Genomic DNA, 24,383 nt, shown 5'->3' on the forward strand with positions numbered 1-24,383 from the left:
CGTGCACAACGGATCTCAGGCCGGCTCTCGGACCGGCCGCATCGCGCGGTTCGACGAACCCGGCAAACCGTTCCAGATCGAGACGGTTCCCCTGCCCGAAGTGGGGCCCGGAGAGATACTGATCCGCGTCCTGCGAGCGAACATCTGCGGATCGGACGTACACGCCTGGCACGGCACCTTCGCCACGCGCGGCCTGGGAGGGCAGCTACCGACTGTGTTGGGACATGAAATGGTGGGTGCCATCGAGGTTTTGGGTGACGGCGTGTCCACCGACTCCAACGGCAAACCGTTGAACCAGGGCACCCGGGTGGTGTTCCCGTACTTCTACTGCTGCCACAAATGCCGTAACTGCCTGGCCGGGCGACGCAACGCCTGCCTGAATCTGAAAATGGCTATGTTGGGCCGCGCCGACGAGCCCCCGTATTTCGTCGGTGGCTACGGCGACTACTACCTGCTCCCGGCGGGAGCAGTGGTCTACACCGTTCCCGAGACCCTGAGCGACGACATCGCTGCCGGCGCGAACTGTGCACTGTCACAGGTCATGTACGGCCTCGAACGCGTCGACCTGCAGCTCGGTGAACACGTGGTGGTTCAGGGGGCTGGCGCGCTGGGTCTCTATGCGGTGGCGGTGGCCAAGGCACGCGGCGCTGCCAATGTGATTGCGATCGACGGTGTCCCGGAGCGTTTGGAGCTGGCAACAGCATTCGGTGCCGACTCGGTGATCGACCTCAACGAGGCATCCACCCCCAAGGAACGGGCCAAGGCGGTACGAGCACTGACCGACGGCCAGGGCGCCGACGTGGTGGTCGAGGTCGTCGGCCACCCGTCGGCCATCGATGAGGGACTGCAGATGCTCGCGCAGTTCGGCCGCTACGTGGAGATCGGCAACATCAACATCGGCAAAACGTTCGAGTTCGACCCGTCCCGATTCGTCTTCACCAACAAGACCATGGTGGGTGTCTCGCTGTACGACCCGGCCGTGCTGTCCCGTGCGCTGACTTTCCTGGACCGCTATCAGCACGAGTTGCCGTTCGATCGGCTTGCCGCAGCGTCCTACTCGCTCGATGACATCAATGCCGCGTTCACCGCAGCCGACGGCAAACGCGATATCCGCGCCAGCCTGATCCCCTGAGCCCTCCTACGTAAAGGACCACCGTGCCCACTTTCGAACACGACAGACTTTTCATCGACGGCAGCTGGATCACCCCCTCGGGGGACGGGTTCATCGACGTTGTCGACCCGGCGACCGAAGAAGTGATCGGCCACGTACCCAACGGCGACGCCGCCGATGTCGACGCCGCGGTGGCCGCGGCCCGGCGGTCGTTCGATCCGCTGATCTCGGTGGCCGAACGCCGCGATCGGCTGAATCGCGTCATCGCTGCGATGGAGAAACGCCTACCCGACATCGCCGAACTCATCACCGCCGAGATGGGTGCCCCCATCCGCATCGCGCAGACGGTACAAACGCAGGTACCACTGGCGGTGGCCAAGGGCTTCGCCGATGTGCTGGACACCTTCGAATTCGAAGAGCGCATCGGCAATTCGCTGGTCCTGAGGGAGCCCTACGGCGTCGTCGGGGCCATCACGCCGTGGAACTACCCGCTCTACCAGGTGGTCGCCAAGGTGCTGCCCGCGATCGCCGCGGGCTGTCCCGTCGTGCTCAAACCCAGTAACGAAGCCCCGCTTTCGGTGTTCGCCTTCATCGAGGCCTGCGAAGAGGCGGGCCTGCCACCGGGGACCATCAATCTCGTCTCGGGCCCCGGTCGGGTGATCGGCGAACGTCTCGCCTCACATCCCGACATCGACTTCGTCTCGTTCACCGGGTCGACCGGTGTGGGCGCGCGCGTCGGAGAACTGGCAGGCCAGTCGATCAAGAAGGTCGCCCTCGAGCTCGGCGGCAAGTCGGCCAACGTCATCCTCGACAGCGCCGATCTGGCGACTGCGGTCAAGGTCGGGGTAGGAAATGCCTTCCTCAACGGCGGGCAGACCTGTATGGCGTGGACCAGGATGCTGGTGCCGCAGAACCGCTACGGCGAGGCGCTGGACCTGATCGAATCCGCGGTGTCGCGCTACACCGTGGGTGATCCGCGCGACCCGGCGACTCGTATCGGACCGTCGGCGTCGCGGTCGCAGTTCGACACAGTGCGTGGGTTTATCGAACGCGCCCAGCGTGACGGTGCCCGACTCCTGATCGGCGGCGCGGAACCGATCCGCGACGTCGGGTACTACGTGGCACCAACCGTTTTCGCCGATGTGGATCCCGACTCCGAACTCGGCCAGGAGGAAGTGTTCGGTCCCGTACTGGCCGTGACGCCCTTCACCGACTCCGACGATGCCCTGCGCATCGCCAACGGCACCCCCTATGGGCTGTCGGGTGCGGTGTGGGCCGCCACCGACGACGACGCCATCGCCTTCGCCCGTCAGGTGCAGACCGGCCAACTCGACATCAACGGCGGCGCCTACAACCCCACCGCCCCGTTCGGTGGCTACAAGAAGTCCGGTATCGGCCGCGAACTGGGGCGGTTCGGCTTCGAGGAATACCTGCAGACCAAATCCCTTCAGCTAAAGGAGCGCGCGTGAGTTCGCCGCTGAACATCCACACCGATGGACCGGTGCAGATCTGGACGATCAATCTGCCCGAGGTCGGTAACGCCATCACCGACAAGAACGTCATCGCGGCGTTTGAGGCCGGAGTGGAGGCAGCGAACCGGGACAACTCGATATCCGCGGTCATCCTCACCGGCGCAGGCAAGATCTTCTCAGCAGGTGGCAACGTCAAGGAGATGGCCGACCGGCAGGGCATGTTCGGGCTCGACGCCATCGATCAGCGGCGGGCCTACATCGATGGGATCCAACGGATCCCACGTGCGCTCGGACGCCTAGAGGTTCCGCTGATCGCCGCGGTCAACGGTGCGGCCATCGGAGCCGGGTGCGACCTGGCCATGATGTGCGACATCCGGATCGCCTCCGAGCGGGCCTCATTCGCCGAGAGCTTTGTGCAGCTCGGGCTGATCCCGGGCGACGGAGGGACGTGGTTCCTACCCCGCGCCGTCGGCTACGCCCGTGCCGCCGAGATGACCTTCACCGGGGAGCGCATCGATGCGGCCACTGCCCTGGAATGGGGGTTGGTGAGCCGGGTGGTGGCGCACGACGAGCTGCTGTCCGAGGCTCGCGCACTCGCCGACCGGATCTCCGTCAACCCGCCGCATGCCCTGCGAATGGCCAAACGGCTACTGCAGGAATCGATTTCCGGGTCGCTTGATTCCACGCTTTCGATGGCGGCGGCGATGCAGCCGCTGGCCCACCACGACCCCGAGCATCAGCAGCGGATCGCGAAGTGGAGAACGACGTGAGCGGCTCACATTTCGAATTGCGCTGCCAGGTACGTGAGTTCCTGGCCGAACAGTTGGCCGCGGGCGCTTTCACGCCATCGGTGGACTCCTGGTTGTGCGGATGGGACGAGAACTTCACCGCTGAACTGGCCCGGCGCGGGTGGCTGGGCATGACTGTTCCCGAGCAGTACGGCGGCCATGGACGTTCCTTTGACGAACGGTTCGTCGTCACCGAGGAACTGCTGGCCGCAGGGGCGCCGGTGGCCGCACACTGGATCGCCGACCGTCAGATCGTGCCGTCGCTGTTGAAATACGGTACCGAGGAGCAAAAGTCGACGTTCCTTCCCGGCATCGTTCGCGGCGAGTGCTTTTTCGGTATCGGCATGAGCGAGCCAGATTCGGGCTCTGACCTCGCCAGCGTTCGCACCCGCGCGCTGCGCGTCGAGGACGGCTGGTCAATCACCGGCACCAAGGTGTGGACGTCGGGCGCCCACCGCGCGCACGCGTTCATCGTGCTGGCCCGCACCGAGCCGGCGGACCCGGCGCACCGGCATGCCGGCCTGAGCCAATTCATCGTTGACCTGAAAGCACCGGGCGTCGACGTCCGGCCCATCATCTCGATGAACGGCGGCCACCACTTCAACGAGGTTGTGCTCGACGAGGTTTTCGTCCCCGACTCAATGGTCTTCGGCGAGATCGGCAACGGCTGGACTCAGGTGACATCGGAGCTGGGCTTCGAGCGCAGCGGCCCAGAGCGATTCCTCTCGACCTTCCCGCTGCTCACCGGAACGGTTGAACTCCTTGCCGGTCAAGATGAAGCGCCAGAACCGGACCTCGGTCGGCTGGTAGCGCGGGTAGCCGGGCTGCATCACATGTCGACAGCGGTGGCTGACTCGCTGCAGCGCGGCGAGAATCCCGATGTGCCTGCCGCCGTGGTCAAGGTGCTCGGCACTACCCTCGAGGGTGACATCGCCGAATTCGCCGATCAGCGGACCGGAGACGACACCCTTCCGAAGCCGGAATGGACCGAACTTGTGGACGCCGCGGTGGATCAACGCCCCGGCTTCACGTTGCGCGGCGGAACCAACGAAGTGCTGCGCGGTGTCATCGCGCGGGGATTGGGCTTGCGATGAACATGACCGAACTGGCCTCGAAAGCACCGGACACGGTGGACCCGGACCTGGCGGCAATGATCGACAACGTCTTCGGATACCGGCAGGGCGGCGTTCTCGCCGCGCCCGGCGCACGCGTCGAGTACGACCGCACACTGTGGCAGCGCCTGGACTCGCTGGGCCTTGTCCGGTTGACCGGCACGGAGGACACCGGCGGCAGCGGCGCCGGCTGGCTTGAGGCGGCCGAGTTGCTCACCGCAGCAGTCCGGCACGGTGTGCGCGCTCCCCTTGCCGAACACGATCTGCTGGCGTGCTGGTTGCTGGAGGCGGTTGGCCTGCCGGTCGACGATGCCGTGCGAACGGTGTGTGTGCAGCCGCCGGACGGCGGTCCCGCCACTGCGGTGCCATGGGCCGCCGATGCGGAACGGATCGTCGTGCTCTGGCCGGCCGGCGTCGAATACCGGCTCACCGAGTTCGACACCGCGGACCTGTCGATCACCCAGGGCACCAACCTGATCGGCGAGCCACGAGACGCCATCAGCGTCGACACCTCGGGAATCATCGGCCATCCGGTCCCCGCCGAACTGGTGGACCAACTCGGCCGCAAGTCGGCGATGGTGCGGGCGATCCAGGTGTGCGGCGCACTCGACGGTGCGGTGGCACTGTCCATTGAGCACGTGGCGTCGCGAGTGCAGTTCGGACGACCATTGGCCAAGTTCCAGGCCATCCAGAACCTGATCTCGGATGCCGCGGCGGAAGCGGCGTTGGCCCGGGCGGCCACAGAATCGGCCCTCCGCTCAGCGATCGATACCGATTGGCAATCAACATATCTCGATTTCCAGATCGCGACGGCCCGGTCGTGCGTCGGCCACGCGGCCGGGGTGGTGGTGCGCAACGCCCACCAGGTGCACGGGGCGATCGGCACCACCCACGAGCATCGGCTGCACACCTACACCCGCGCCGCCGTGGCGTGGCGCTCGGAATTCGGCTCCGTGCGTTTCTGGGATGCCCAGGTCGCCGCAGCAGCAGTAGCCGCTGGCGAACAAGGCCTCTGGGGACTGATCACCGGCAGAAGTTAGCCGCCGGGTCGGTGGCGGCGGTGTTCCACTCAACGGTCAGGGTGCTGTCAGCGCCGCCACATCCGGAGTTGACTGCCAGGCATGAGCAACGAGATCGCGCTGTCCGAAGTCCAGGAGTTCATCGCAGGCTTCTGGTACCACTATGACCAGGGCCACTTCGCGGAAGTAGACGCTCGCATCGCCGACGAGATGGAGTACCTGAGCCGCTCGGATTCCGGTAACTGTCCCTTCGAGGAACTGCTGGCCGCCGACCTGCACGGCGGCGAGCAGACGCGGGCCTGGCTGCGCGACCACCGCAACGAGAACCCCTATCCCTGCCGTCACCACGCCACCAACGTGTACCGCACAGGAACCGACGGCGATGTCACCAATGTGCGGTTCTATCTGTTCGTCAACCAGATCACCAACAATGTTCCGTTCGCGGTGTCCAGCGGCGTGGTGGAGGCAGGAATCCGGCGTTCGGCGGACGGTCTGGTGTTCACCTCGATGAAGGTGGTTCTCGACGCTGAGGATTCGGTACCACTTGCCGAGCACACCGCCAAGGCAGTGGCCGCTGCGGCACCGCAAGCGTGAACGCGCGCGACATCTTCGGTGACGGTGTCGCCGTCATCACGGGAGCCGGCGCCGGAATCGGCGCCGGTCTGGCCCGCTGTGCCAGCCGCTTGGGTATGACAGTGGTGTTGGTCGACGTCAATGCCGAGGCCATCGCGGTCCTTCGTGAGGAGCTCACCGTCGCGGGCGGATCCGCGGTGGACATGGTCTGCGATGTGCGCGATGCCGACGCGGTGCAGGCGATGGCGGATCAGGTGTACCGCGAACTCGGGCCAGTGCGCCTGTTGGTGAACAACGCAGGCATCGAGCAGTTCGGATATCTCTGGGACACTCCGGTTTCCAATTGGCAACGTGTGGTCGACATCAACATCAGCGGGGTGTTCCACGGGATCCGGGCGTTCGTACCGAAGATGATGACCACTGACGCCCCGGCGTGGGTCTGGAATCTCTCCTCGATCGGCGGTGTTGCCGTGGTTCCGTTGCAGGCGCCCTACATCATGAGCAAGCACGCGGTCCTGGCGCTGACCGAATGCCTGCATCTGGAAGTGCAGGCCGCCGGCCACGACCATCACCTGCACGTCCAGGCAGTGCTGCCCGGTGCCGTGGTGTCGAACATCTTCGAATCCGCGGGCGGTGTGGATTCGGGAGACACCGGTGCGGCCGAAGGACAACGCACCGCAATGCTCGACATCAAGGCCGAGGCCATGGACCCACTGGCCGCTGCCGAGATGATTTTCGACCAAGCAGCCGAGGGGCGGTTCTACCTGCTCACCCAACCTGACTACGTCGGTTCGGCGATGGCTGAGCGAGCCCGTGTACTGAGTAGCCAGGAAGCACCCCGGTTACGGACCGAGCGCCGCTTCGACCCGGCGCAGAACTGAAATGACTTATCCCCCACTTGATCCCGATGCCGCCGCCCGAGTCGCTTCGTTCGGTGAGATCGCTCCCATGCGGGCCCGCGGCCTGCAGTCCGTGCGGGCCGGCCTCGAATCCGCACCGCTGCCCGATATGCCGGCCATGGCGGGTATCGAAGACCTGACTGCCACAGGCCCGGGCGGTCCGATACCGCTGCGTCTCTATCTGCCCAGCCCCGAGCCCGGTCTGCCAATACTCGTGTACCTGCACGGCGGCGGGCTCGTGATGGGCTCCAATCGTTCGTTCGAGCCGCTGGCGCGCGAACTGGCACACGCCAGCGGCGCCGCGGTGGCGGCGGTCGAGTATCGACTGGCACCGGAATCGCCGCCACCGGCCCAATTCGACGACTCCTACGCGGCCACCGAATGGGTTGCCGCTCAAGCCGACGAACTGAACCTCGATGCAGGGCGACTGGCGGTCGTCGGCGACAGCGCCGGCGGATCGCTGGCTGCCGCAGTGACATTGGCGGCCCGCGACCACGCCGGTCCGCGCATCTGCGTTCAGGTGTTGCTGTATCCCGGCCTGGATCGGGACATGGGTGCGACGTCCATCACCGCCATGCCCGACGCCCCACTGCTGAGGCATGAAGACATCGTCTACATGCACGAACTGGTCGACCGTGGCGGAGCACCGCGAGACCCCTATCAGGTCCCGGCTTACGCAGCAGACCTCAGCGGCCTCCCACCGGCAATTGTGGTGACCGGGGCGTGCGACCCGATCCGGGATTGGGGCGAACGCTATGCCGCCCGGCTGCGTGATGCCGGTGTGCAAACCACCGTCACCCGCTATCCCGGTATGTACCACGGCTTTCTGATGCGCTCGGACGCCACCGCGCGCGGGCGGTTGGCCTTGGCGGAGATCGGCGCGCTATTGCGGGCGAAGTTCGCGCACCCCTTGGCATGCTGACGCGGATCAGATACCGAGCACCTCTCGCGCCCGGTCGATTTCGTCGGGATCGGCGGTCGTCGGGACGAGCCTGAGCTCATCGAGACCCGCTTCGCGCGCGCCGTTGACAGCGGCGAGGAGCCCGGATGCTCCGCAATTCAACGTCCCTGCGGTCGGGGCAGTAAGGAAGGAGGACTCGGCTCCGGTGAGGTCGACATCTTGGTTCCAGAAATCCTGTACATGCTCCCCGAGCTGATTCTCCGGGTCCGGGCCGAGCGCGAACCACACCGGCGCGGAGAAGTGCGGCCGATCCGTTCTTCCCGCCGCCCGCCAAGCCTCCGTGACGCGCTCACGCTGCGCAGCCAACGCCTCGGCGTCGAAGTGAAGTGAATGCGCCGGGTCGCTTACCCCGTCAGCCCATTGCGCAGCGCGGGCAAGCGCCTTGGGGCCGACCACTCCGGCCACGAGCGGGATGCCCCCAACCTGCACGGGCGGCGGCCCTACCGGAAGGTGTCCTTCGACGGGCGGCTCCTGGGCCCACACTTTGCGCATCGCCGCTACAGCGGCGTCCATACGTTGACGCTTCCGGTCGAGCGCGCTGCCGACCGCGACGTAGTCCTCGTCCCAAGCCCCGATGCCCACCCCGAGTGTCAGTCGCCCCCCGGACAGAACATCGACGGTTGCCAGGTCCTTTGCGAACAGGACGGGGTCCCGCATCGGGAGCGCAACGACGTCGGTCCAGAGCCGCACGCGCTCCGTCATCGCTGCCGCAGCGGCAAGCTGCGGGACGACCGACCAGCTGTCCGGATAGAGCACCCTTTCGTAGGTGACGAGGCCGTCCCAGGGCCCTTCGTCGATCTTGCGGTACCACGCAAGCTCCGTCTCGCGCCCGTGAGGGAAGAGGGTCGGAAGACCCATGCTGATGTGCATTTGGGAGTACGTCCTTTTCCGAGGGGGTTCCGTCGACCACCGACGGCGTTATTTGAACAGAATGTCGCGTTAAGGCCCTCCAGTTGGACCGCTCAGTGGGAGGCGATGATTCTCGACCGACCTGCCGTAGTAGACCGGTGACATGGGCGTCCAGGATCCAGCAGCCAAACCACGCGTCCGGCCCGGCGGACGCAGCGAGCGCGTCCGCAAATCTGTGCTGCGCGCTTGCCTTGAGCTGTTGACCGAGGGCAAGGTCGAACTCCCGATCGCCGAGGTGGCCGATCGGTCGGGCATCAACCGCGGCACCATCTATCGCTGGTGGCCCACCTCGACCGAGCTGCTCAACGATGCCCTCGCGTTCCACGCCCGTCATCGCACCGATGCTCCGGACACCGGAGCGTGGGAGAGCGATATCCGCTCTCTGATCACCGAGCTCGCCTCGCTTGCAGCCGATCCCGTCGAGCGCGGGATCATGGCCACAATGATCTCGGCTCGATACCCGTCACTGAACGACACGATGATGGGTTGGTACCGAAACGGCCTCCCACATTGGTTCGCGATCATCGAACGAGCCATCGGCCGTGGCGAGGCGAGCCCTGACGTAGATCCCGCCATCGTGCTCCAGATGATGCTGGCGCCGGCCGTGTCCGTCTCGCTGTTCGAAGGGCGAGCGCTGGCAACCGAAGAGATCGACTCGTTGGTGGTATTGGTTTGCCGCGCAACGGCGCCCCTGCGCAGCTGAGCAAAAGGCCGCTACCTACCCGGTGGCACCTCGAATTGATATCCCGATCAGCGGTCACCACCACGTTCGACGATTCGCAATGCCGCCAGACTCGAACGAGCGAGACCGATGAAAGCCTTTAGGAGACAATAATGCTGACCGACGATCGGCGAATGGAACTGTCCGACGTGCTGCAACCCGCCGCACCGCCGAAGGAGATCACCGACGTCTACACCGAGGACCAGAAGCAGCGACTTCTCGAAGTCGTACGCACTCAAGGGCCTTGGAGCCTCATCATCGCTCAGCACTTCGCCTCGGCCGACGAGTTGATGGCCACCATGAGCGGCGCCTTCCCCGAGGGATTCACCCCGTCGCTGGACCTGTTTCTCACCCCCACGTTCCGCGGTTACCTCGCCAACTACGGCACCGTCCTCTACCCCGAGCTGCACGACTGCTTCTACAACGCCGAGTTCATCGAACAGGCCAAGAGCTACTGGAACGCCGAGTACGCCAAGCCCGAGATGATGCTGTTCAACATCAATGGCCCGTGCGCCAACCGCGATCCCGGCCACCTGGACTCCCCCAGCTTCCGCGGCGTGCGCCACGAGAACGCCCCCACCTGGTTGTGCAGCGTGATGGGCAAGTCCGGCCTGTTCACCGACTACCTCATCAAGATGGCTCAGGTGATCACCTGGTTCTCCCTCGACGAGGGTTCGGGCTTCACCTACTGGCCTGACGGCCCGCTGAAGCCACCGGCCCGGGTGCTGCCGCCGATCAACAACCGCGGCGTCGTGGTGCAGAACGAGATGATGGTGCACCGTGGAGAAGCCAACGGCCCACTGGATCAGCAGGTTCCGGCCGGGCTGGCATTCGACACCGTGTTCACCGGCGACCCGGCAGACCCCGACCAGTGGCTGCTGAAGAACGGCGAGGACGTCATCGCCCGCCACCACACCGACGAACTCCGGTTCCTCGTGCACTGGTCAGCCGAGGTGTTCTCCGACTATGACGAGCTCAAGAAGAACATGGACGGCTCGGACGACATCACGATCGAGCGGGCCATCGGAATGATGGTCGACGACCTCAGAGGCAAGGGCATCAAGCTCGACGTTCCCGGCGAGCCGTTGCACGACCCGCAGTTCATCGGTGCCCTCAACGCCGCCTATGACCTCGGCGGCCCCACCAGCTACCCGGATGAAGCGCCGATCTCCGCTTTCCAGCTCGCCTGATCGGAGGAGAAAACTGATGGAGCGCTTTTCAGATCGTCGTGTCATCGTCACCGGTGCCGGCTCCGGGATCGGCGCGGCCACGGTCGCCCGCCTGCTCGATGAAGGCGCAACGGTGGTCGGCTACGACATCTCCGCCGACGGCTTGGCTGCGACGACCGCAGCCGCCGAGACTGCCGGCACCGCCAAGCGACTTACTACGGCCGTCCTCGACATATCGCGCGAGGAGGACGTCGTCGCCGCGGTGTCTGTTGCGGTGGCCGAGCTGGGTGGGCTTGAGGTTCTGGTCAACGTGGCTGCCATGCAGACGTGTTCGCACACGCATGAGACCAGCCTGGAGGACTGGAACCGTACGCTGGCGGTCAACCTCACCGGCACGTTCCTGATGACCCGCCAGGCGCTGCCGGCGCTGCTGGAATCGCGGCGTGGTGTCGTGGTCAACTTCACCTCTACCGCCGCGACTTTCGCCCATCCCTACATGGCGGCATATGCGGCCAGCAAGGGCGGAATCCTCAGCTTCACCCACTCCCTGGCCCTGGAGTACTCCAAACAGGGTCTGCGCGCGGTCAACATCCAGCCCGGTGGAGTGTCAACAGCACTGGCCAACAGCACTCTCGACAAAATGCCCGAAGGCTACGACCTGGGCCTCTGGGCCAAGCAGACACCGCTGCTGCACGGAACAGAGAGCGAAATCCTTGGTGATCCAAGCGCTGTCGCGGCGGTCATCGCGATGGTCGCCTCCGACGACGGGGCCTTCATCACCGGTACCGAGATCCGTGTCGACGGTGGCGCACACGCGTGAGCGGTGACAAGAATCCGGGCATGGAACCAGCCGATCTGAGGGTGCTGCGCGACGAACGGGACATCGAGCGGGCGCTGAACCTTTTCGCCCGTGCGATGGACGATCGAGACTGGGCGACGATGGCTCAGATCCTCGCCGACGACGTCGAGGGGGATCTCGGCACCGGACGATTGGTGGGCACCACCGCTATCGTCGACATGATCCGCGGATTTCTCGACAGCTGCGGACCCACCCAGCATCTCTTGGGAAACATAGTGATCGACGTCGTGGGCGACACGGCGACCAGTCGGGCCTACATCCGCGACGTGCATCTGAACTCGGCTGCCGATCCGTCCACTCGCTTCTACACGCTGGGCGACTACCACGACACCTGGCGGCGAGACGGCGATGGTCAATGGCGTATCACCGAACGGATCAAAGCCAACCGTGCGTATGTAGGGCCGCTGGAAATCTTCGGCAGCTAGACAGTTCCGGCTCCGACAATTGTGGGATCAGTCCTGCCGCGACAGAACCGGCAGGGCTTCCACGACCATCTGCATCCCCACTCGCAAAGCGGATCGCAGGCCGGCGAAATCACCCTCGGCCACCCACTGGATGTACGCGTGCCGACATACCTGAATCACCAACTGGGCCGGTAAGTCTCGTGTATACGCGTTGTCTCCGAGGTCAAATCGGGCGTCCAAGAACTCGGTAATCGGATAGATGAGGTCCTGCCCCCAGTCCAGCCAGCGCAAGCGGTACTGGGGATCGTTTACCACCAACGCCATGAACGTGCGGTCGAATTCGACCATGCCGCGTCTGGGCACTTCAGTGCTGAATGCTTCGACGAGGATCTCGGCGGCGTCACCGCCAAGCGCGGCGCCCGCGAGCACCTCGACGCTCAGAGTGCCGAAACGTCGAAATAGCGGTAATACCACGTCCTCTTTCACCGGGAAATGGCGGTGAAAGGTCCGCGGCGCGATACCCGCCGCCGTGCAGATGCGGTCCACGGTGACCGAGGTCGAACCTTCGGCAAGGAAAAGATCGCGCGCGGCCAGTGCGATTTCGAGCCGAAGCTCCTCGGCGCGGCGTTCCGTCAGCGAGGTCGGCCTGTTCGCCTCCGGCATTGTTTGTCCCCTTACCTGACAAGCATTTTCGATACTAGCGTTCGGCGATCGCCGGATCAGTCCGCACGTTGACATTTCTCCCGGTCAGAGGGATGCGACGTGTGTCCTACGTCTCGGCCGTACTTACCATCGGGATGGCAGATTCTGCCATATGTGCAGATTCTGCCACCACCAGTCGCACGTTGTCACAAAAGCATCAGGAGGGATCAATGACCACGGAAACCGAAGCACTCACCGCTGAAGGCGAGGAACTCAACTACGACGACTACACGCACGACTTCATGGGCAAAGTCGGCAACATCCAGGACTTCTCGCGCGACTTTCTTCTCGGCCTGGCCAGGGTGTTCGAAGACGTCTTGAACTTCGTCCCCTACGCCCACGTCAAGATCTATTCAGAGAAAGTAGGTATCAACGCCGCCATGGACGTAGCCGCCGAGGTCTCCCGGGCGGGGATGCGTCAGGTGATGCCGATGGGACGCTTCATCGCTCCCCCGGGCTGGGATTGGAAGAACGCTCAGTACCAAGCCATCCCCTTCGACGTCCAGACAGAAGACCTCACGAAGCCGGCATTGATCCGCCTGATCAAGACCTATTGGGATCAGTACCTCAAGGGCCACAACTACTTCATCGACCAGTGGACAAAAATCATCCCCGAGGAAGAAGTCTGGCTCGGGCTACCCGACATGTACCAGCTCATCATCGACTACCAGTACCCGAAACTCGCGAAGGTCTTCAAAATCGAGCCGGTTCACGTCGTGGATTTCCTCAAGCTGGCGGTGCTGAGCATCGACGGAACCTTGGGCTACGGCGGTGAGTACATCGTATATAACCCCGATCACGTCGTGCTGAACATGCGCCGCTGTGAGGTGCTCCAGAAGTACACCGACGAGGGCCTGTACCCACCGGCGCGAGCATGGATGAATTGCACTTTCGAGCAACGGATCTCAGCGCCGTTCTTCCCGGGCTGCAAGCTCGCTATCAACCTGCCACCCAAGGACTTCAAGTTCGCCGAAGGCGAGCCGTTCTGCGTGTGGACTTACACCCGAGGAGAAGATAACCACGCAGCTGCGGCCGCAGCCCCCGATCCTCGTGCCAGCGCCATGAAGAAGCTTCCGATCATGCCTGTCTGATCCAGCTGAGAACACCGAACCGACCCAGTCGCCGGCCAGTTCCGGCGACTGGGTATCACGTCGCCCGGTGAGCGAGATCGCGCGTGCTCGATCAACCGAGCCGCGCCTAATGTTCTCGCCGTGAGGGCACTCCAGTTGAGCACCGCAACGACGTCATCTCGCCCCTTGGGCAAGGAATCACTCTTGGAGACCGCAGAACTCACTTCAAACCGGATGGCTCGTCGAGAACGGATCGTCAATGCCGCGATGTCGCTGGCCACTCAGGGCTACGACAGCTGCCAGATGCGTTCAGTAGCGACGGCGGCCGGCGTGTCCGCCAGCACGGTGTATCAATATTTCCCGTCCAAGGACGACCTGCTGCTGGCATGTTTCCACGATTGGCTGTGGGGTTTCGACCCGGCGTCGCGCGCCGACGGAGACCATGATCCTTACGAAGGCTTGCTGCAGGTCGCCTTGTCCCTCACCGAGAGGTTGTGCTCGTCACCGCAGTTCGCCGAGGCCATGGTTCGCCCGTATCTGTACGCCGACGGCACCGCCGCGACGCAGGCCGACCTGGTCCGCCGGCAGACGGTCCGGATCTTCATCGAGTCGGTCGGAGGTGCCGGATCGGCGCCACGCGAAATCGGAGCTGCCGAAGTGCTCTCCGACGTCTGGATGGCGAACGTCGCCGCATTCGCTCAACGACGAATCTCTGCGGGGCAGCTGACCGAAAGGCTGACTCGCACCGTCGGCCTCCTGAAGGGGTAGCCGACGGTATCGCGCTTCACAACGCTTCGTCGACCACCCGAAGCTCTCCGGAACGCACCGCATCGGCGATGGACTGCCCCAGCGCCGAGCAGGCCAGAAACAAACCATTCCCACCGTTGCCGACCAACCGCGCTGCCGTACAACGTTCTTCGCATCGATTCAGGGCGGCAGCCGTCCACTGAACGCTGGTCTGGTTCCAACTGCTCTTGCGCACCTCGACGCCGGCGCCGCACCGGGTGCAGTCCACCGGCGCCATGGGCGCGTCGTCCAGGCGATTGTCCGGTCGGACCGCCATCCTCACCCCACCGGCCCGGCGGCGGCGGCCCGGGCGGTCAGATTGGCTTCTACTTCCTTCATCCAGGCCTCGTACGGGCGGGTGGTATCCAGCTCGAACTCGAAGCGGTCGACCATGTCCGGTGCCACGTCCGCCGCGTCGACATAGAACTGCTCGTACCAGCGCCGGAGCTGATACACCGGTCCGTCCTCTTCGACCAGCAGCGGATTGTCGATCCTGGTCTTGTTACGCCAGATCTCGACGTCCTGCTCGAAGCCCATCTTGACGAAGTCACCGAGCGCGATCGCGGTCTGCATGGCGAGTTCCTCGGGCATGGCCGCGTTCTTCTCCACCACGATGCCGTACTGCAGCACAAAAGAATTGGCGTCGATCGGATAGTGGCAGTTGATCAACACCGTGCGCTGGTCGAACTCCTCGTAGTGGTAGGTCAGATCGTCGATCATGAACGAGGGACCGTGGTAGGAAGCCAGTGACGTCGTCCCGAGCACTTTGGATCCCTCTGGATCCCCGACATCGGGCCGGCCGGCACTCTTCATGTACTGGGTGGCTACATGGCCTTCGAAGATGTTCTTGAAGTGGGTGGGCAGGGACCCGTGGATGTAGAAGAAGTGCGCCATGTCCACGACGTTGTCGATGATCTCCCGGCAGTTGGTGTTCACCACCGTGGTGTACCAGTGCCAGTCGGTCCACCCGTCGCTTGTGGCTCCCTCGATGCGAGGGATGGTCACGTCGGCCGGCGGCGCCTTGCGCTCGGGATCGTTCCAGACGAACAGCATGCCGTCCTGCTGCAGGGTGGGCCACGCAGCGGTACGCGCCAACCGCGGCGTGCGCTTGGCGTAGGGCACCGACTTGCAGCGACCGTCCCCACCCCAGCGCCAGTCGTGGAATGGGCAGGCGATCTCGTTGCCCTTCACCGTCCCCTGTGACAGGTCGCCCCCCATGTGCCGGCAGTACCCGTCGAGCACGTTGATGGCGCCATCTTCCCCCTGGAAGACCACCAGCTTCTGCCCGAAAGCATTGATCTGGTGTGGCATTCCGTCGCTGAAATCACGGACCAGACCAAGGCAGTGCCAGCCGCGCGCGAACCTGGTAGGTACCGCACCGGTCTCGATCAACCGAACTTCGTCGGTATCTGAGTGCGTCGTCATGGCCCCATTGAACTGCGACGACAGGTACACGGGAAGGTCAGTGTTCCGCTCAACAGGAGACCAGAATCAACTTTTCCGGTTGTCGCCCTATCGTCTTCGCTCGTGACCGCCACCCGCCACAAGACCATTCCCGCCGGACTCACCGTTGCCACCACCGAGGTCGACCTCCTCGTCGTCGGATCCGGTACCGGCCTGGCCGCCGCTCTGGCCGCCCAGGAGCACGGGCTGTCCGTTCTCGTCGTCGAGAAGTCCTCCTACGTCGGCGGTTCGACGGCCCGATCTGGTGGGGCGCTGTGGCTGCCGTCGAGCCAGGTCATCGAGGGCTGCGGTGGCAACGACCCCGTGTCCCGGGCGCGCACGTACCTGGAGTCGGTGGTCGGGAATTCGGCACCGCGGGAGCGCTCGGTGGCGTACGTGGACAATCTGCCGGCGACGGTCGAGATGTTGCGCCGGACCACGCCGATGAAGCTGTTCTGGGCCAAGGAGTACTCCGACTACCACCCCGAGGCACCCGGCGGATCGGCGGCGGGACGCACGTGCGAGTGCCGCCCGCTCAACACGTCCGTGCTCGGCGAATACCTCGCCGACCTACGGCCCGGCGTCATGGAAGTCAAGATTCCGATGCCGACCACAGGTGCCGACTACCGCTGGCTGAACCTGATGAGCCGGGTGCCACGAAAAGGGCTGCCCACCATCGCCAAACGACTGGCACAGGGCATCGGCGGGCTTGCACTCGGTAGGCGTTACGCCGCCGGTGGTCAGGCCTTGGCCGCCGGATTGTTCGCCGGGGCAATCCGAGCCGGCATTCCGATCTGGCTCGACACTTCACTGACCGAGCTGGTCACCGAGGGAGGCCGCGTCACCGGCGCCGTCGTCGAGCACGGGCAAAAGACCGTCACCGTCACCGCCCGGCGCGGAGTCATCCTTGCCGCCGGCGGCTTCGATCACCACATGGGCATGCGTCACAAGTTCCAATCAGAGTCTCTCGGAAGCAATCTCAGCCTGGGTGCGGAATCCAACACCGGTGACGCCATCCGGCTGGGACAGGACGTCGGCGCCGACATCGCGTTGATGGATCAATCGTGGTGGTTCCCCGCCGTCGCGCCGCTGCCGGCGGCCGCCCCGGCGGTGATGCTCGCCGAACGCTCGCTACCCGGGTCGTTCATCGTCGACCAGAGCGGTCACCGGTTCGCCAATGAGTCGGCTGATTACATGAGCTTCGGTCAACGCGTCCTGGAACTGGAAGCCTCGGGCACGCCGGTGGAAGACATGTGGATCGTCTTCGATCAGCAATACCGCAACAGCTATGTCTTCGCCGCTGAGCTGTTCCCACGGATGCCCATTCCTCAGGCCTGGTACGACGCCGGAATCGCCGTCAAGGCAGACAGCTTCGACGAGCTGGCTGCCAAGATGCAGGTTCCGGTGGAGGATTTCGAGGCAACCGTCACCCGTTTCAACGAAAATGCCTACGCTGGCGAGGATCCCGACTTCGAGCGCGGTCGCAGTGCCTACGACCGCTACTACGGTGACCCCACGATTACGCCCAACCCGAACCTGCGGCCCCTGGTCAAGGGGCCGTTCTATGCGGTCAAGATGGTACTCAGCGACCTCGGTACGTGTGGTGGCCTACGGGCCGACGACCACGCCCGGGTGCTGCGCGAAGACGGAACCGCCATCGAAGGGCTCTATGCCATCGGCAACACCGCTGCCAACGCGTTCGGCCATAGCTATCCCGGCGCCGGCGCGACGATCGCCCAGGGCCTGGTCTACGGCTACATCGCCGCTCTCGACGCAGCGGGCGGATAAGCCCGGCGGGAGGAAGGTCAGTCTGTGCCTTCTATGTCTTCGGCGTCGGCTTTCTTCTCGATCTCATACCAGTACGTGGGATCTGGCCACGGGATCTTTGCGCCTTCACCGACTTTCGGGAAGTTGGCCTCGGCCTCGTCGAGATCTTTGATGAGTTGCAGCGTGAGTTCCCGCTCGGACGCGTAGTAGCGATCCGCCCAATCCAACGCGATCTTGGCGTATGCCCAGGACGGATTGACGCCGGCCCAACGGGCGTCTTTGGCCGCATCGCGCTGCATCTCATCGACGTAGGCCAGGTGCTCCTGGAGTATCTGCTTCAGCGTGGCGGGGTCACTCAGGTGCCCCATGGTCACCCGCATGAGCGCCGGGTGCTTCAGCGACGGGGGATCCGGTGGTGTCTCACGCGCCCACTGAGTGACTGCGTCCAGGCCGGATTCAGTGATCTTGTACAGGCGACGGTTGCGCGTGCCGGTGCCGTCGACCCGCGAGGTGAGGTAACCCATCTTTTCCAGCTTCTTCAGATCGGAGTAGATCTGGCTGTACGCGGGGCTGCCGTAGTAAAAGCGCATGCTCCAGTGGAGCCATTTGCGGATGTCGTAGCCGGACAGTTCTTGCTCGTAAGACAGCAACCCGAGCAGCGCCCAGCTGTTGGCGGCCAGCGCCGGCTTGGCTGTCTGCTCCGGGTCATTCACGGCTCAAGGGTAACAATCGAGGTCACGCGCCCGTTCTCGATGAACCGCTGGCCGGGAGACTGCGTTGCCCTGACCTACTCACCTCGTTGAATCTGGTGGGCGACGCGAGATGAGGGAGGCACAGCATTGGGACCCGAGGACACGGCACTGGAAGTCCCCGAAGCGCTTTACGCATCCCTCACCGATTCAGTCCGCCGGCTGGTCGATGCGACCATCCGCAGCCAGGCCGATGCTGACACCATCGCCACCGCCAAGCACAAGATCGATGCGGCGGCAGAGGAGCTGAGCCCCTCACTGATCCCCGGTTCCTTCGGCATCCGAACAGCGGACGACGGCAAGTCCCGTGCATGGGGCAATGCAGTCATCGGATTACGGAATGCCCTGGCCCCTCCGCTGATGGTCCACCAGGAGTCAGACGGCAGGGTCTGGGCGGAGGTAACCCTGGGCGCCGCATACGAAGGACCCGCCGGCCACGTGCACGGCGGTATCTGCGCCCTTCTTCTGGATCACGTGCTCGGCGCGGCAGCACACAAACCAGGGTGTCCCGCCGTCACCGGGACACTCACGCTTCGCTACGAGGCCGGGACCCGGCTGGGCCCGGTTCGCGCCGAGGCCCACATCGATCGAGTGGAAGGGGTGAAGACCTTCATCGTGGGCCACCTCGCGACCGCAGACGGGGTAACGGTCCGCGCCGAAGGCGTTTTCTTTCACCCGTACGCTGCCGGTGACAGCAACGCGCCCTAGTATCGCCACGTGACCTCGGGCGGGCTGCAGCGCAGGCTCGGGACGACCGACGCCGTCGTGATCGGCCTGGGATCGATGGTGGGGGCGGGCATATTCGCCGCCCTGACCCCGGCGGCTGCCGCGGCCGGCAGCGGCCTGCTGATCGGCCTGGCCCTGGCGGCCGTCGTCGCCTACTGCAACGCGACATCCTCGGCGCGGTTGGCCGCGCGCTATCCGCAGTCCGGCGGCACCTACGTCTACGGACGTGAACGGCTCGGTGAATTCTGGGGTTACACGGCCGGCTGGAGTTTCATCGTCGGCAAGACGGCGTCGTGTGCCGCGATGGCGTTGACGGTCGGGGCATACGTCTGGCCGCAGTGGGCGCACGCGGTGGCGGTGGCCGCGGTGGTGGCGTTGACCGCGGTGAACTATGCCGGAATTCAGAAGTCCGCCTTGCTGACCCGCATCATCGTCGGCTGTGTGCTGGCGGTCCTGGCCGCCGTGGTGGTGGTCATCGCCGGTTCGGGCGCCACCGATCTCACCCGGTTGGAGATCGGTGGCGACACCGGTTTCGGCGGTGTACTTCAGGCCGCCGGGCTGCTGTTCTTCGCGTTCGCCGGATATGCGCGTATCGCCACGTTGGGTGAGGAGGTTCGCGATCCGGCTCGCACGATTCCGCGTGCGATCCCGATCGCGCTGGGTATCGCGCTGGTGGTGTACGCGGTGGTGGCGGTCGCGGTGCTCGCCGTGCTCGGCGGCCCCGGGCTGGCATCCGCACCGGCGCCGCTGGCCGATGCGGTTACCGCAGCCGGCGCACCGCAGTGGCAGCCGGTGGTGCGCGCGGGGGCCGCGGTGGCGGCACTGGGCTCACTGCTGGCCCTGATCCTCGGGGTGTCGCGCACGACGCTGGCCATGGCCCGCGACCATCACCTGCCGCACTGGCTGGCCGCGGTGCATCCCCGGTTCAATGTTCCGCACCGGGCCGAGATCGTGGTCGGCATCGTGGTGGCGATGCTGGCCGCCGTGGCAGATCTGCGTGGGGCAATAGGGTTTTCGTCGTTCGCGGTGCTGCTGTACTACGCGATTGCGAACGCTTCGGCGTGGACGCTGGGGGCCCGCGTGATCCCCGCGGCCGGCCTGGCCGGGTGTCTGCTGCTGGCCTTCTCGTTGCCGCTGACCTCGGTGCTGACCGGGCTTGCCGTCGTGGCGGTCGGCGCGGTGAGCTACGCCGTGCGCCGCCGCTAGCCGGCCGGGCTTAGCCAGCACCCTCCACCAAAACCGCTGCGGCTGAGCACATGTGGTCGCGAACGGTGGCGGCCGCGGCAGCCGCGTCGCCCGATTCGATGGCGTCGACGATCTCCAGATGTCGCTTGGCATCCATGTTCTTGAGTGCGCGGTCCACCCCGGCGAACATGATCGACATCCGGATGCTGCCCTCCAGCGACGACCACACGTGCAGCAGGGTCTCGTTGCCGCTCAGGTGACACATCGTGCGATGGAATTTGAGGTCGGCCTCGATGCGATCCTCCAGGTTCGACGCCGCCCACCGTTCCATATCGGCCACCGCGGCCCGCAGGGCTGCCACGGCGTCACCGCGGTCCTCCCGCGCCGCGAGTTCACTGGCGGCCAAGGATTCCAAGGCACCTCGGACGTCGAACATGTTCTTGATCTCTTTGGCATCGAGGTGACGGACCGACAGCCGACCCCGGGCTCCCGCGGAGATCAGCCCCTCCTGCTGCAGTTGGCGCATCGCTTCACGCAGAGTGCCGCGGCTGATCTGCAGCGCATCGGAAAGTTCAGTTTCCACAAGATGGGTGCCGGGCTGCAGCTGACCCGACGTGATGGCCCGTCGCAGCGCCGAGAGCGCCTGTTCACGCAGGCTGGTTTTCTCAAGCCGCAGCAGCGACGGGGCCTCGACCGACATGGACTGCTCCTCGACTGTCAACATTTGTTTGTCAACACTTGATGCTAGTCGCCAGGAACCCGTTCGGTACACGGTGACGCAGCCGGCGGCGCATCAGGCGGCCAGTGCCAGATCGGCAGCGGCTTTCTCAGCGGCCTGACGTTCGGCCGGGCCCCAGGTCTCACGGGTCACCAGAGCCGCCCACAGACCGATCGCGGCATACGCGGAGAAGAGCAGCGCCGGACCCATCCAGCCCATCGACTCGAACAGCAGCGTGGTGATGAACGGTGTGAAGCCCGATACCATCGCCGAGATCTGATAGGCCAGCGAGGCTCCCGAAGCACGGGTGTTGGCGGTGAACAGTTCGGGGAACCAGGCGCCCTGTGCACCGGCCAGCGCGTTCTGGCACACGCCGTAGGCGATCACGAACGTCGCGATGATCAGCAGGACCAGGCCGGTGTTGACGAGCAGGAACATCAGCACACCGAACGGGATGCCGAATGCACATACCCACAGATACACCGGGCGGCGGCCCACACGGTCGGTCAACCGGGCCCAGCCCGCGGTCGCGAAGATACCGAGTGCCGCCGCGATACACAGCGCCACAAGGGTTTCGGTTGCGGTGGCCAGCTCGGCTGTCTTGAGGTAGGAGATCATGTAGGTGATCGAGACGGCGTAGCCCGCGGTCTCGGCGACCCGAAGGCCGATGCCGCGCAGGACGTTTCGCCAGTCGTTCTTGATCACCTCGACGATGGGCGCCTTGACGATCCTGCCCTCGTCCTTGACGTCTTCGAAAACCGGGGACTCGGGCACCTTGGCGCGGATGATCAGCCCGACCGCAACGAGCACGATGCTGGCCAGGAACGGCAACCGCCAGGCCCAGTCACCGCCGATGTGCACGCTGCCGAGGAACACCAGGTTCGCCAGCAGCAACCCGACCGGGAAGCCGGCCTGCACGATGCCGGTGTAGCGGCCCTTCTGCTTCCACGGTGCGTGTTCATAGCTCATGAGGATGGCGCCGCCCCACTCCGCACCGAAGGCCAGGCCCTGGATGATCCGGACCGTCACCAGCAGCACCGGCGCCAGCACACCGACCGCGGCGTAGGTGGGCAGGAGGCCGATGGCGAACGTGGCCAGACCCATGATGAGCAACGACGCCACCAGCACGGGTTTCCGGCCGAGCTTGTCGCCGAGGTGGCCGCCCAGGATGCCGCCGAGCGGACGCGCGGCGAACCCGACGCCGAGTGTCGCGAAGGCGGCCAGCGTGCCGGCAACGGGGCTGGAGTTCGGGAAGAACGCGTGGCCGAAGTACAGCGCGGCGGCAGTGCCGAAACCGATGAAATCGTAGGTCTCGATCACTGCGCCGACGGCGGAGCCCACCGCGACCCGCTTGGCATCCTTGGTGCCGAGTACGGGACCCCGCATTTTCAGAGCGTCGTCGCTCATGGGCGTCATCCTTTCAAATCCCGATCAAATCCGCGCCTACCTGGGAAATCCCGGAACTGTCGACGGTCGACAGTGGGCTGGACCAACCCAGTGTGACCCGGCACACATCTCACTGTCAACAGTCAACACAATTTCTTTGCCGCCCGTTGACTGTTAACAGTCAACGGGCGTACTGTGGGCACGATCACAGCCGGAAGGAAGCAATACACATGGCAGCGCCCACGCACCCGTTTCACAGTCGGCTGGGCTGTTCGACCATCAGCTTCCGGCACCAACCGCTGCCCCAGGCCCTGGACACCATCGCCGGCCTCGGCTTCACCGAGATCGATCTGGGCGCACTGCCCGGCGTGTGCGATCACGTGCCGTTCGTCCTCGACGAGGACGCGGTACGCGACGTGTCGGCGACCGTCGCGGCGTCCGGGATACGGGTCCGCTCGATCAACGGCGACATCGGCGACCTCAACGTCCCCCTCGACTCCCAGCGCCGCGCCGCCCGCAACCGGCACCTGGCCATGCTGGTCGAACTGACGGCTGCCACCGGCGCCGACGCCCTGGTGCTGCCGTGCGGGGCGCTCGACCATCAACCAGTCGCCTCCCTCGACGAGGATCTGGCCGCCGTCGCGAGCGAACTCGAAACCGCCGCACAGGTTGCCGCCGCCCACGGCGTCGCACTCTGGACCGAATCGCTGCACTTCTTCCGGCTCTGCTTCGACACTGAACGTGCCCAGCGGCTGACCGATCGCCTGGACGAAAGCGTCGGCATCGTCATGGATTTCAGCCACATCGTGGCCTCCGGTGGGGATCCCGTCGATTTCGTGCGCCGGTTCGGCCCGCGCATCCGCCACGTCCACATCCGCGATGCCGTGCCCGGCAACATCAACCTGTCGGTGGGCAACGGCCAGGTCGATTTCGCGACCGGCCTCAAAAGCCTTGCCGACGCCGGGTATCTCGGCCACTTCGCGCTGGAACTCGAGACTCGCGACGTCACCCACGACGAACGGCCCGCCGCTGCCGCCGCAGCCGGGACCCTCATCTCTTCCCTGATCTGAAAGGAAAACCCATGTCTGCCACCCGCACCGCCGTCGTCACCGGAGCCACCTCCGACAAAGGCATCGGCATGGCCGTCGCACAGCGCTACGCCAAGGAGGGCTGGGCGGTCGTGGTCCTCGACCTCGACGGCGAGCGTTCGGCCAAGGTCGCCGCCGAGATCGGCAACCAGTTCGGGGTGCCCGCCTTCGGCCACGCGGTCGACGTCACCTCCGAGGAGTCCGTCACCGCGGCCTACGACGCGGTCGCCGCCGAGGTGGCATCGGGCAACCTGCCCGTCGTCGGCGCCCTGGCCAACATCGCCGGCATCACCTCGCCGGTGCCGTTCCTGGAGACCACCCTTGACCTCTGGAATCAGGTCATGGCCGTCAACGCCACCGGAACCTACCTGGTCACAAAGGCTTTCCTGCCCGACATGATCGAGGCGGGCTGGGGCCGCATCGTCAACATGAGCTCGGTGTCCGCACAGCGCGGCGGCGGCGTCTTCGGCAAGGTGCCCTACTCCTCGGCCAAAGCAGCCATCCTGGGCTTCACCAAGTCCCTGGCCCGCGAGATCGCCAGCACGGGCGTCACTGTCAACGCCGTCACCCCGGGTGCGGTCGACACCAACATTCGCGTCGGGTCCACCGATGAGCAGGAAGCCAAACTCGCCGCCGACATCCCCGTCGGCCGCACCGCCACCACCGACGAAATCGCCGCCGTGATGACGTTCCTGTCGAGCGAGGACGCCAGCTACCTCACCGGAACCACCGTTGACATCAACGGTGGCAGCCACATGCACTGACG

Annotated in this window: 26 protein-coding genes; 19 read left to right on the forward strand and 7 right to left on the reverse strand. The window is 65.2% G+C overall.

The window, feature by feature from the left end; all coding sequences use genetic code 11:
* Position 1: 1 nt before the first annotated feature.
* The 8 genes from K6L26_RS27735 (at position 2) to K6L26_RS27770 (ending at position 7,896) form a co-directional block, all read left to right on the forward strand.
* Positions 2 to 1,132 carry a zinc-binding dehydrogenase gene (locus K6L26_RS27735; RefSeq protein ID WP_019343019.1) on the forward strand — a complete coding sequence of 377 codons (1,131 nt, stop codon included), beginning with the start codon at positions 2 to 4 and terminating at the stop codon, positions 1,130 to 1,132.
* A 23-nt stretch (positions 1,133 to 1,155) separates the two neighbouring features.
* On the forward strand, positions 1,156 to 2,580 hold the full coding sequence (locus tag K6L26_RS27740) for an aldehyde dehydrogenase family protein (RefSeq protein WP_019343020.1): 1,425 nt from the start codon (positions 1,156 to 1,158) through the stop codon (positions 2,578 to 2,580).
* The gene (locus K6L26_RS27745) at positions 2,577 to 3,353 is read left to right on the forward strand and encodes a crotonase/enoyl-CoA hydratase family protein (RefSeq protein WP_064895913.1); all 777 of its coding nucleotides are present in this window, start codon (positions 2,577 to 2,579) and stop codon (positions 3,351 to 3,353) included. Before K6L26_RS27740 ends, K6L26_RS27745 begins: the two co-directional genes overlap by 4 nt.
* Positions 3,350 to 4,465 (forward strand): acyl-CoA dehydrogenase family protein, encoded by a 1,116-nt coding sequence (locus tag K6L26_RS27750; RefSeq protein WP_234788474.1) that lies wholly within the window; start codon positions 3,350 to 3,352, stop codon positions 4,463 to 4,465. Before K6L26_RS27745 ends, K6L26_RS27750 begins: the two co-directional genes overlap by 4 nt.
* Complete coding sequence (locus tag K6L26_RS27755) at positions 4,462 to 5,523, forward strand: acyl-CoA dehydrogenase family protein (RefSeq protein ID WP_064895917.1); 1,062 nt, start codon at positions 4,462 to 4,464, stop codon at positions 5,521 to 5,523. The genes K6L26_RS27750 and K6L26_RS27755 overlap by 4 nt, the downstream gene beginning before the upstream one ends.
* An 81-nt stretch (positions 5,524 to 5,604) precedes the next feature.
* Positions 5,605 to 6,096 carry a nuclear transport factor 2 family protein gene (locus K6L26_RS27760; RefSeq protein ID WP_019343024.1) on the forward strand — a complete coding sequence of 164 codons (492 nt, stop codon included), beginning with the start codon at positions 5,605 to 5,607 and terminating at the stop codon, positions 6,094 to 6,096.
* Entirely contained in the window at positions 6,093 to 6,956 is an 864-nt protein-coding gene (locus K6L26_RS27765) for an SDR family NAD(P)-dependent oxidoreductase (protein ID WP_047037444.1), read from the forward strand. Before K6L26_RS27760 ends, K6L26_RS27765 begins: the two co-directional genes overlap by 4 nt.
* Before the next feature lies 1 nt (position 6,957).
* Entirely contained in the window at positions 6,958 to 7,896 is a 939-nt protein-coding gene (locus K6L26_RS27770; RefSeq protein ID WP_047037442.1) for an alpha/beta hydrolase, read from the forward strand.
* A gap of 6 nt (positions 7,897 to 7,902) precedes the next feature.
* On the opposite strand, the gene K6L26_RS27775 is transcribed toward K6L26_RS27770, so the two are convergent.
* On the reverse strand, positions 7,903 to 8,805 hold the full coding sequence (locus tag K6L26_RS27775) for an LLM class flavin-dependent oxidoreductase (RefSeq protein ID WP_064895919.1): 903 nt from the start codon (positions 8,803 to 8,805) through the stop codon (positions 7,903 to 7,905).
* Between the two features lie 142 nt (positions 8,806 to 8,947).
* Here K6L26_RS27775 and K6L26_RS27780 point away from each other — a divergent pair, with 142 nt between their 5' ends.
* The 4 genes from K6L26_RS27780 (at position 8,948) to K6L26_RS27795 (ending at position 12,018) form a co-directional block, all read left to right on the forward strand.
* The gene (locus K6L26_RS27780; RefSeq protein WP_064895921.1) at positions 8,948 to 9,547 is read left to right on the forward strand and encodes a TetR/AcrR family transcriptional regulator; all 600 of its coding nucleotides are present in this window, start codon (positions 8,948 to 8,950) and stop codon (positions 9,545 to 9,547) included.
* Between the two features lie 131 nt (positions 9,548 to 9,678).
* Positions 9,679 to 10,755 carry a hypothetical protein gene (locus K6L26_RS27785; protein WP_064895923.1) on the forward strand — a complete coding sequence of 359 codons (1,077 nt, stop codon included), beginning with the start codon at positions 9,679 to 9,681 and terminating at the stop codon, positions 10,753 to 10,755.
* A gap of 16 nt (positions 10,756 to 10,771) precedes the next feature.
* On the forward strand, positions 10,772 to 11,554 hold the full coding sequence (locus K6L26_RS27790; protein WP_064895925.1) for an SDR family NAD(P)-dependent oxidoreductase: 783 nt from the start codon (positions 10,772 to 10,774) through the stop codon (positions 11,552 to 11,554).
* A gap of 20 nt (positions 11,555 to 11,574) precedes the next feature.
* Positions 11,575 to 12,018 (forward strand): nuclear transport factor 2 family protein, encoded by a 444-nt coding sequence (locus tag K6L26_RS27795; RefSeq protein WP_043367596.1) that lies wholly within the window; start codon positions 11,575 to 11,577, stop codon positions 12,016 to 12,018.
* 27 nt (positions 12,019 to 12,045) lie between these two features.
* On the opposite strand, the gene K6L26_RS27800 is transcribed toward K6L26_RS27795, so the two are convergent.
* Entirely contained in the window at positions 12,046 to 12,660 is a 615-nt protein-coding gene (locus K6L26_RS27800; protein ID WP_019343030.1) for a TetR/AcrR family transcriptional regulator, read from the reverse strand.
* Positions 12,661 to 12,869: 209 nt separating this feature from the next.
* On the opposite strand from K6L26_RS27800, the gene K6L26_RS27805 reads away from it, so the two are divergent.
* Positions 12,870 to 13,790 carry a hypothetical protein gene (locus K6L26_RS27805; RefSeq protein ID WP_064895927.1) on the forward strand — a complete coding sequence of 307 codons (921 nt, stop codon included), beginning with the start codon at positions 12,870 to 12,872 and terminating at the stop codon, positions 13,788 to 13,790.
* 183 nt (positions 13,791 to 13,973) lie between these two features.
* Positions 13,974 to 14,537, forward strand: a complete 564-nt coding sequence (locus tag K6L26_RS27810; RefSeq protein WP_131806283.1) for a TetR family transcriptional regulator — start codon at positions 13,974 to 13,976, stop codon at positions 14,535 to 14,537.
* Positions 14,538 to 14,553: 16 nt separating this feature from the next.
* On the opposite strand, the gene K6L26_RS27815 is transcribed toward K6L26_RS27810, so the two are convergent.
* Together K6L26_RS27815 and K6L26_RS27820 are read right to left on the reverse strand one after the other, a co-directional pair.
* On the reverse strand, positions 14,554 to 14,832 hold the full coding sequence (locus K6L26_RS27815; RefSeq protein ID WP_043367595.1) for a hypothetical protein: 279 nt from the start codon (positions 14,830 to 14,832) through the stop codon (positions 14,554 to 14,556).
* A gap of 2 nt (positions 14,833 to 14,834) precedes the next feature.
* Positions 14,835 to 15,980: a 3-ketosteroid-9-alpha-monooxygenase, oxygenase component gene (locus K6L26_RS27820; protein ID WP_064896030.1), complete on the reverse strand. Its 1,146-nt coding sequence runs from the start codon at positions 15,978 to 15,980 to the stop codon at positions 14,835 to 14,837.
* A gap of 102 nt (positions 15,981 to 16,082) precedes the next feature.
* Here K6L26_RS27820 and K6L26_RS27825 point away from each other — a divergent pair, with 102 nt between their 5' ends.
* Positions 16,083 to 17,786 carry a 3-ketosteroid-delta-1-dehydrogenase gene (locus K6L26_RS27825; protein ID WP_064895929.1) on the forward strand — a complete coding sequence of 568 codons (1,704 nt, stop codon included), beginning with the start codon at positions 16,083 to 16,085 and terminating at the stop codon, positions 17,784 to 17,786.
* Positions 17,787 to 17,803: 17 nt separating this feature from the next.
* Here K6L26_RS27825 and K6L26_RS27830 read toward each other — a convergent pair whose 3' ends face one another.
* Complete coding sequence (locus tag K6L26_RS27830) at positions 17,804 to 18,478, reverse strand: PadR family transcriptional regulator (RefSeq protein ID WP_019343036.1); 675 nt, start codon at positions 18,476 to 18,478, stop codon at positions 17,804 to 17,806.
* Between the two features lie 126 nt (positions 18,479 to 18,604).
* Between K6L26_RS27830 and K6L26_RS27835 the strand changes: the two genes are divergently transcribed.
* Positions 18,605 to 19,222 carry a PaaI family thioesterase gene (locus tag K6L26_RS27835; RefSeq protein ID WP_064895931.1) on the forward strand — a complete coding sequence of 206 codons (618 nt, stop codon included), beginning with the start codon at positions 18,605 to 18,607 and terminating at the stop codon, positions 19,220 to 19,222.
* 9 nt (positions 19,223 to 19,231) lie between these two features.
* A complete protein-coding gene (locus tag K6L26_RS27840) occupies positions 19,232 to 20,446 on the forward strand; it encodes an APC family permease (RefSeq protein ID WP_047037424.1) in 1,215 nt (404 codons plus the stop codon).
* A gap of 10 nt (positions 20,447 to 20,456) precedes the next feature.
* On the opposite strand, the gene K6L26_RS27845 is transcribed toward K6L26_RS27840, so the two are convergent.
* Both K6L26_RS27845 and K6L26_RS27850 read right to left on the reverse strand, forming a co-directional pair.
* On the reverse strand, positions 20,457 to 21,125 hold the full coding sequence (locus K6L26_RS27845; protein ID WP_036390224.1) for a GntR family transcriptional regulator: 669 nt from the start codon (positions 21,123 to 21,125) through the stop codon (positions 20,457 to 20,459).
* A 93-nt stretch (positions 21,126 to 21,218) separates the two neighbouring features.
* Positions 21,219 to 22,550 (reverse strand): MFS transporter, encoded by a 1,332-nt coding sequence (locus K6L26_RS27850; RefSeq protein WP_064895933.1) that lies wholly within the window; start codon positions 22,548 to 22,550, stop codon positions 21,219 to 21,221.
* A gap of 209 nt (positions 22,551 to 22,759) precedes the next feature.
* Here K6L26_RS27850 and K6L26_RS27855 point away from each other — a divergent pair, with 209 nt between their 5' ends.
* Together K6L26_RS27855 and K6L26_RS27860 are read left to right on the forward strand one after the other, a co-directional pair.
* A complete protein-coding gene (locus K6L26_RS27855; protein ID WP_064895935.1) occupies positions 22,760 to 23,599 on the forward strand; it encodes a sugar phosphate isomerase/epimerase family protein in 840 nt (279 codons plus the stop codon).
* Positions 23,600 to 23,610: 11 nt separating this feature from the next.
* Positions 23,611 to 24,381 (forward strand): SDR family NAD(P)-dependent oxidoreductase, encoded by a 771-nt coding sequence (locus K6L26_RS27860; RefSeq protein ID WP_019344706.1) that lies wholly within the window; start codon positions 23,611 to 23,613, stop codon positions 24,379 to 24,381.
* Positions 24,382 to 24,383: the final 2 nt, after the last annotated feature.

Origin of the sequence: Mycobacterium farcinogenes (assembly GCF_019739075.1) — a bacterium.
Taxonomy (GTDB): Bacteria; Actinomycetota; Actinomycetes; order Mycobacteriales; family Mycobacteriaceae; genus Mycobacterium; species Mycobacterium senegalense.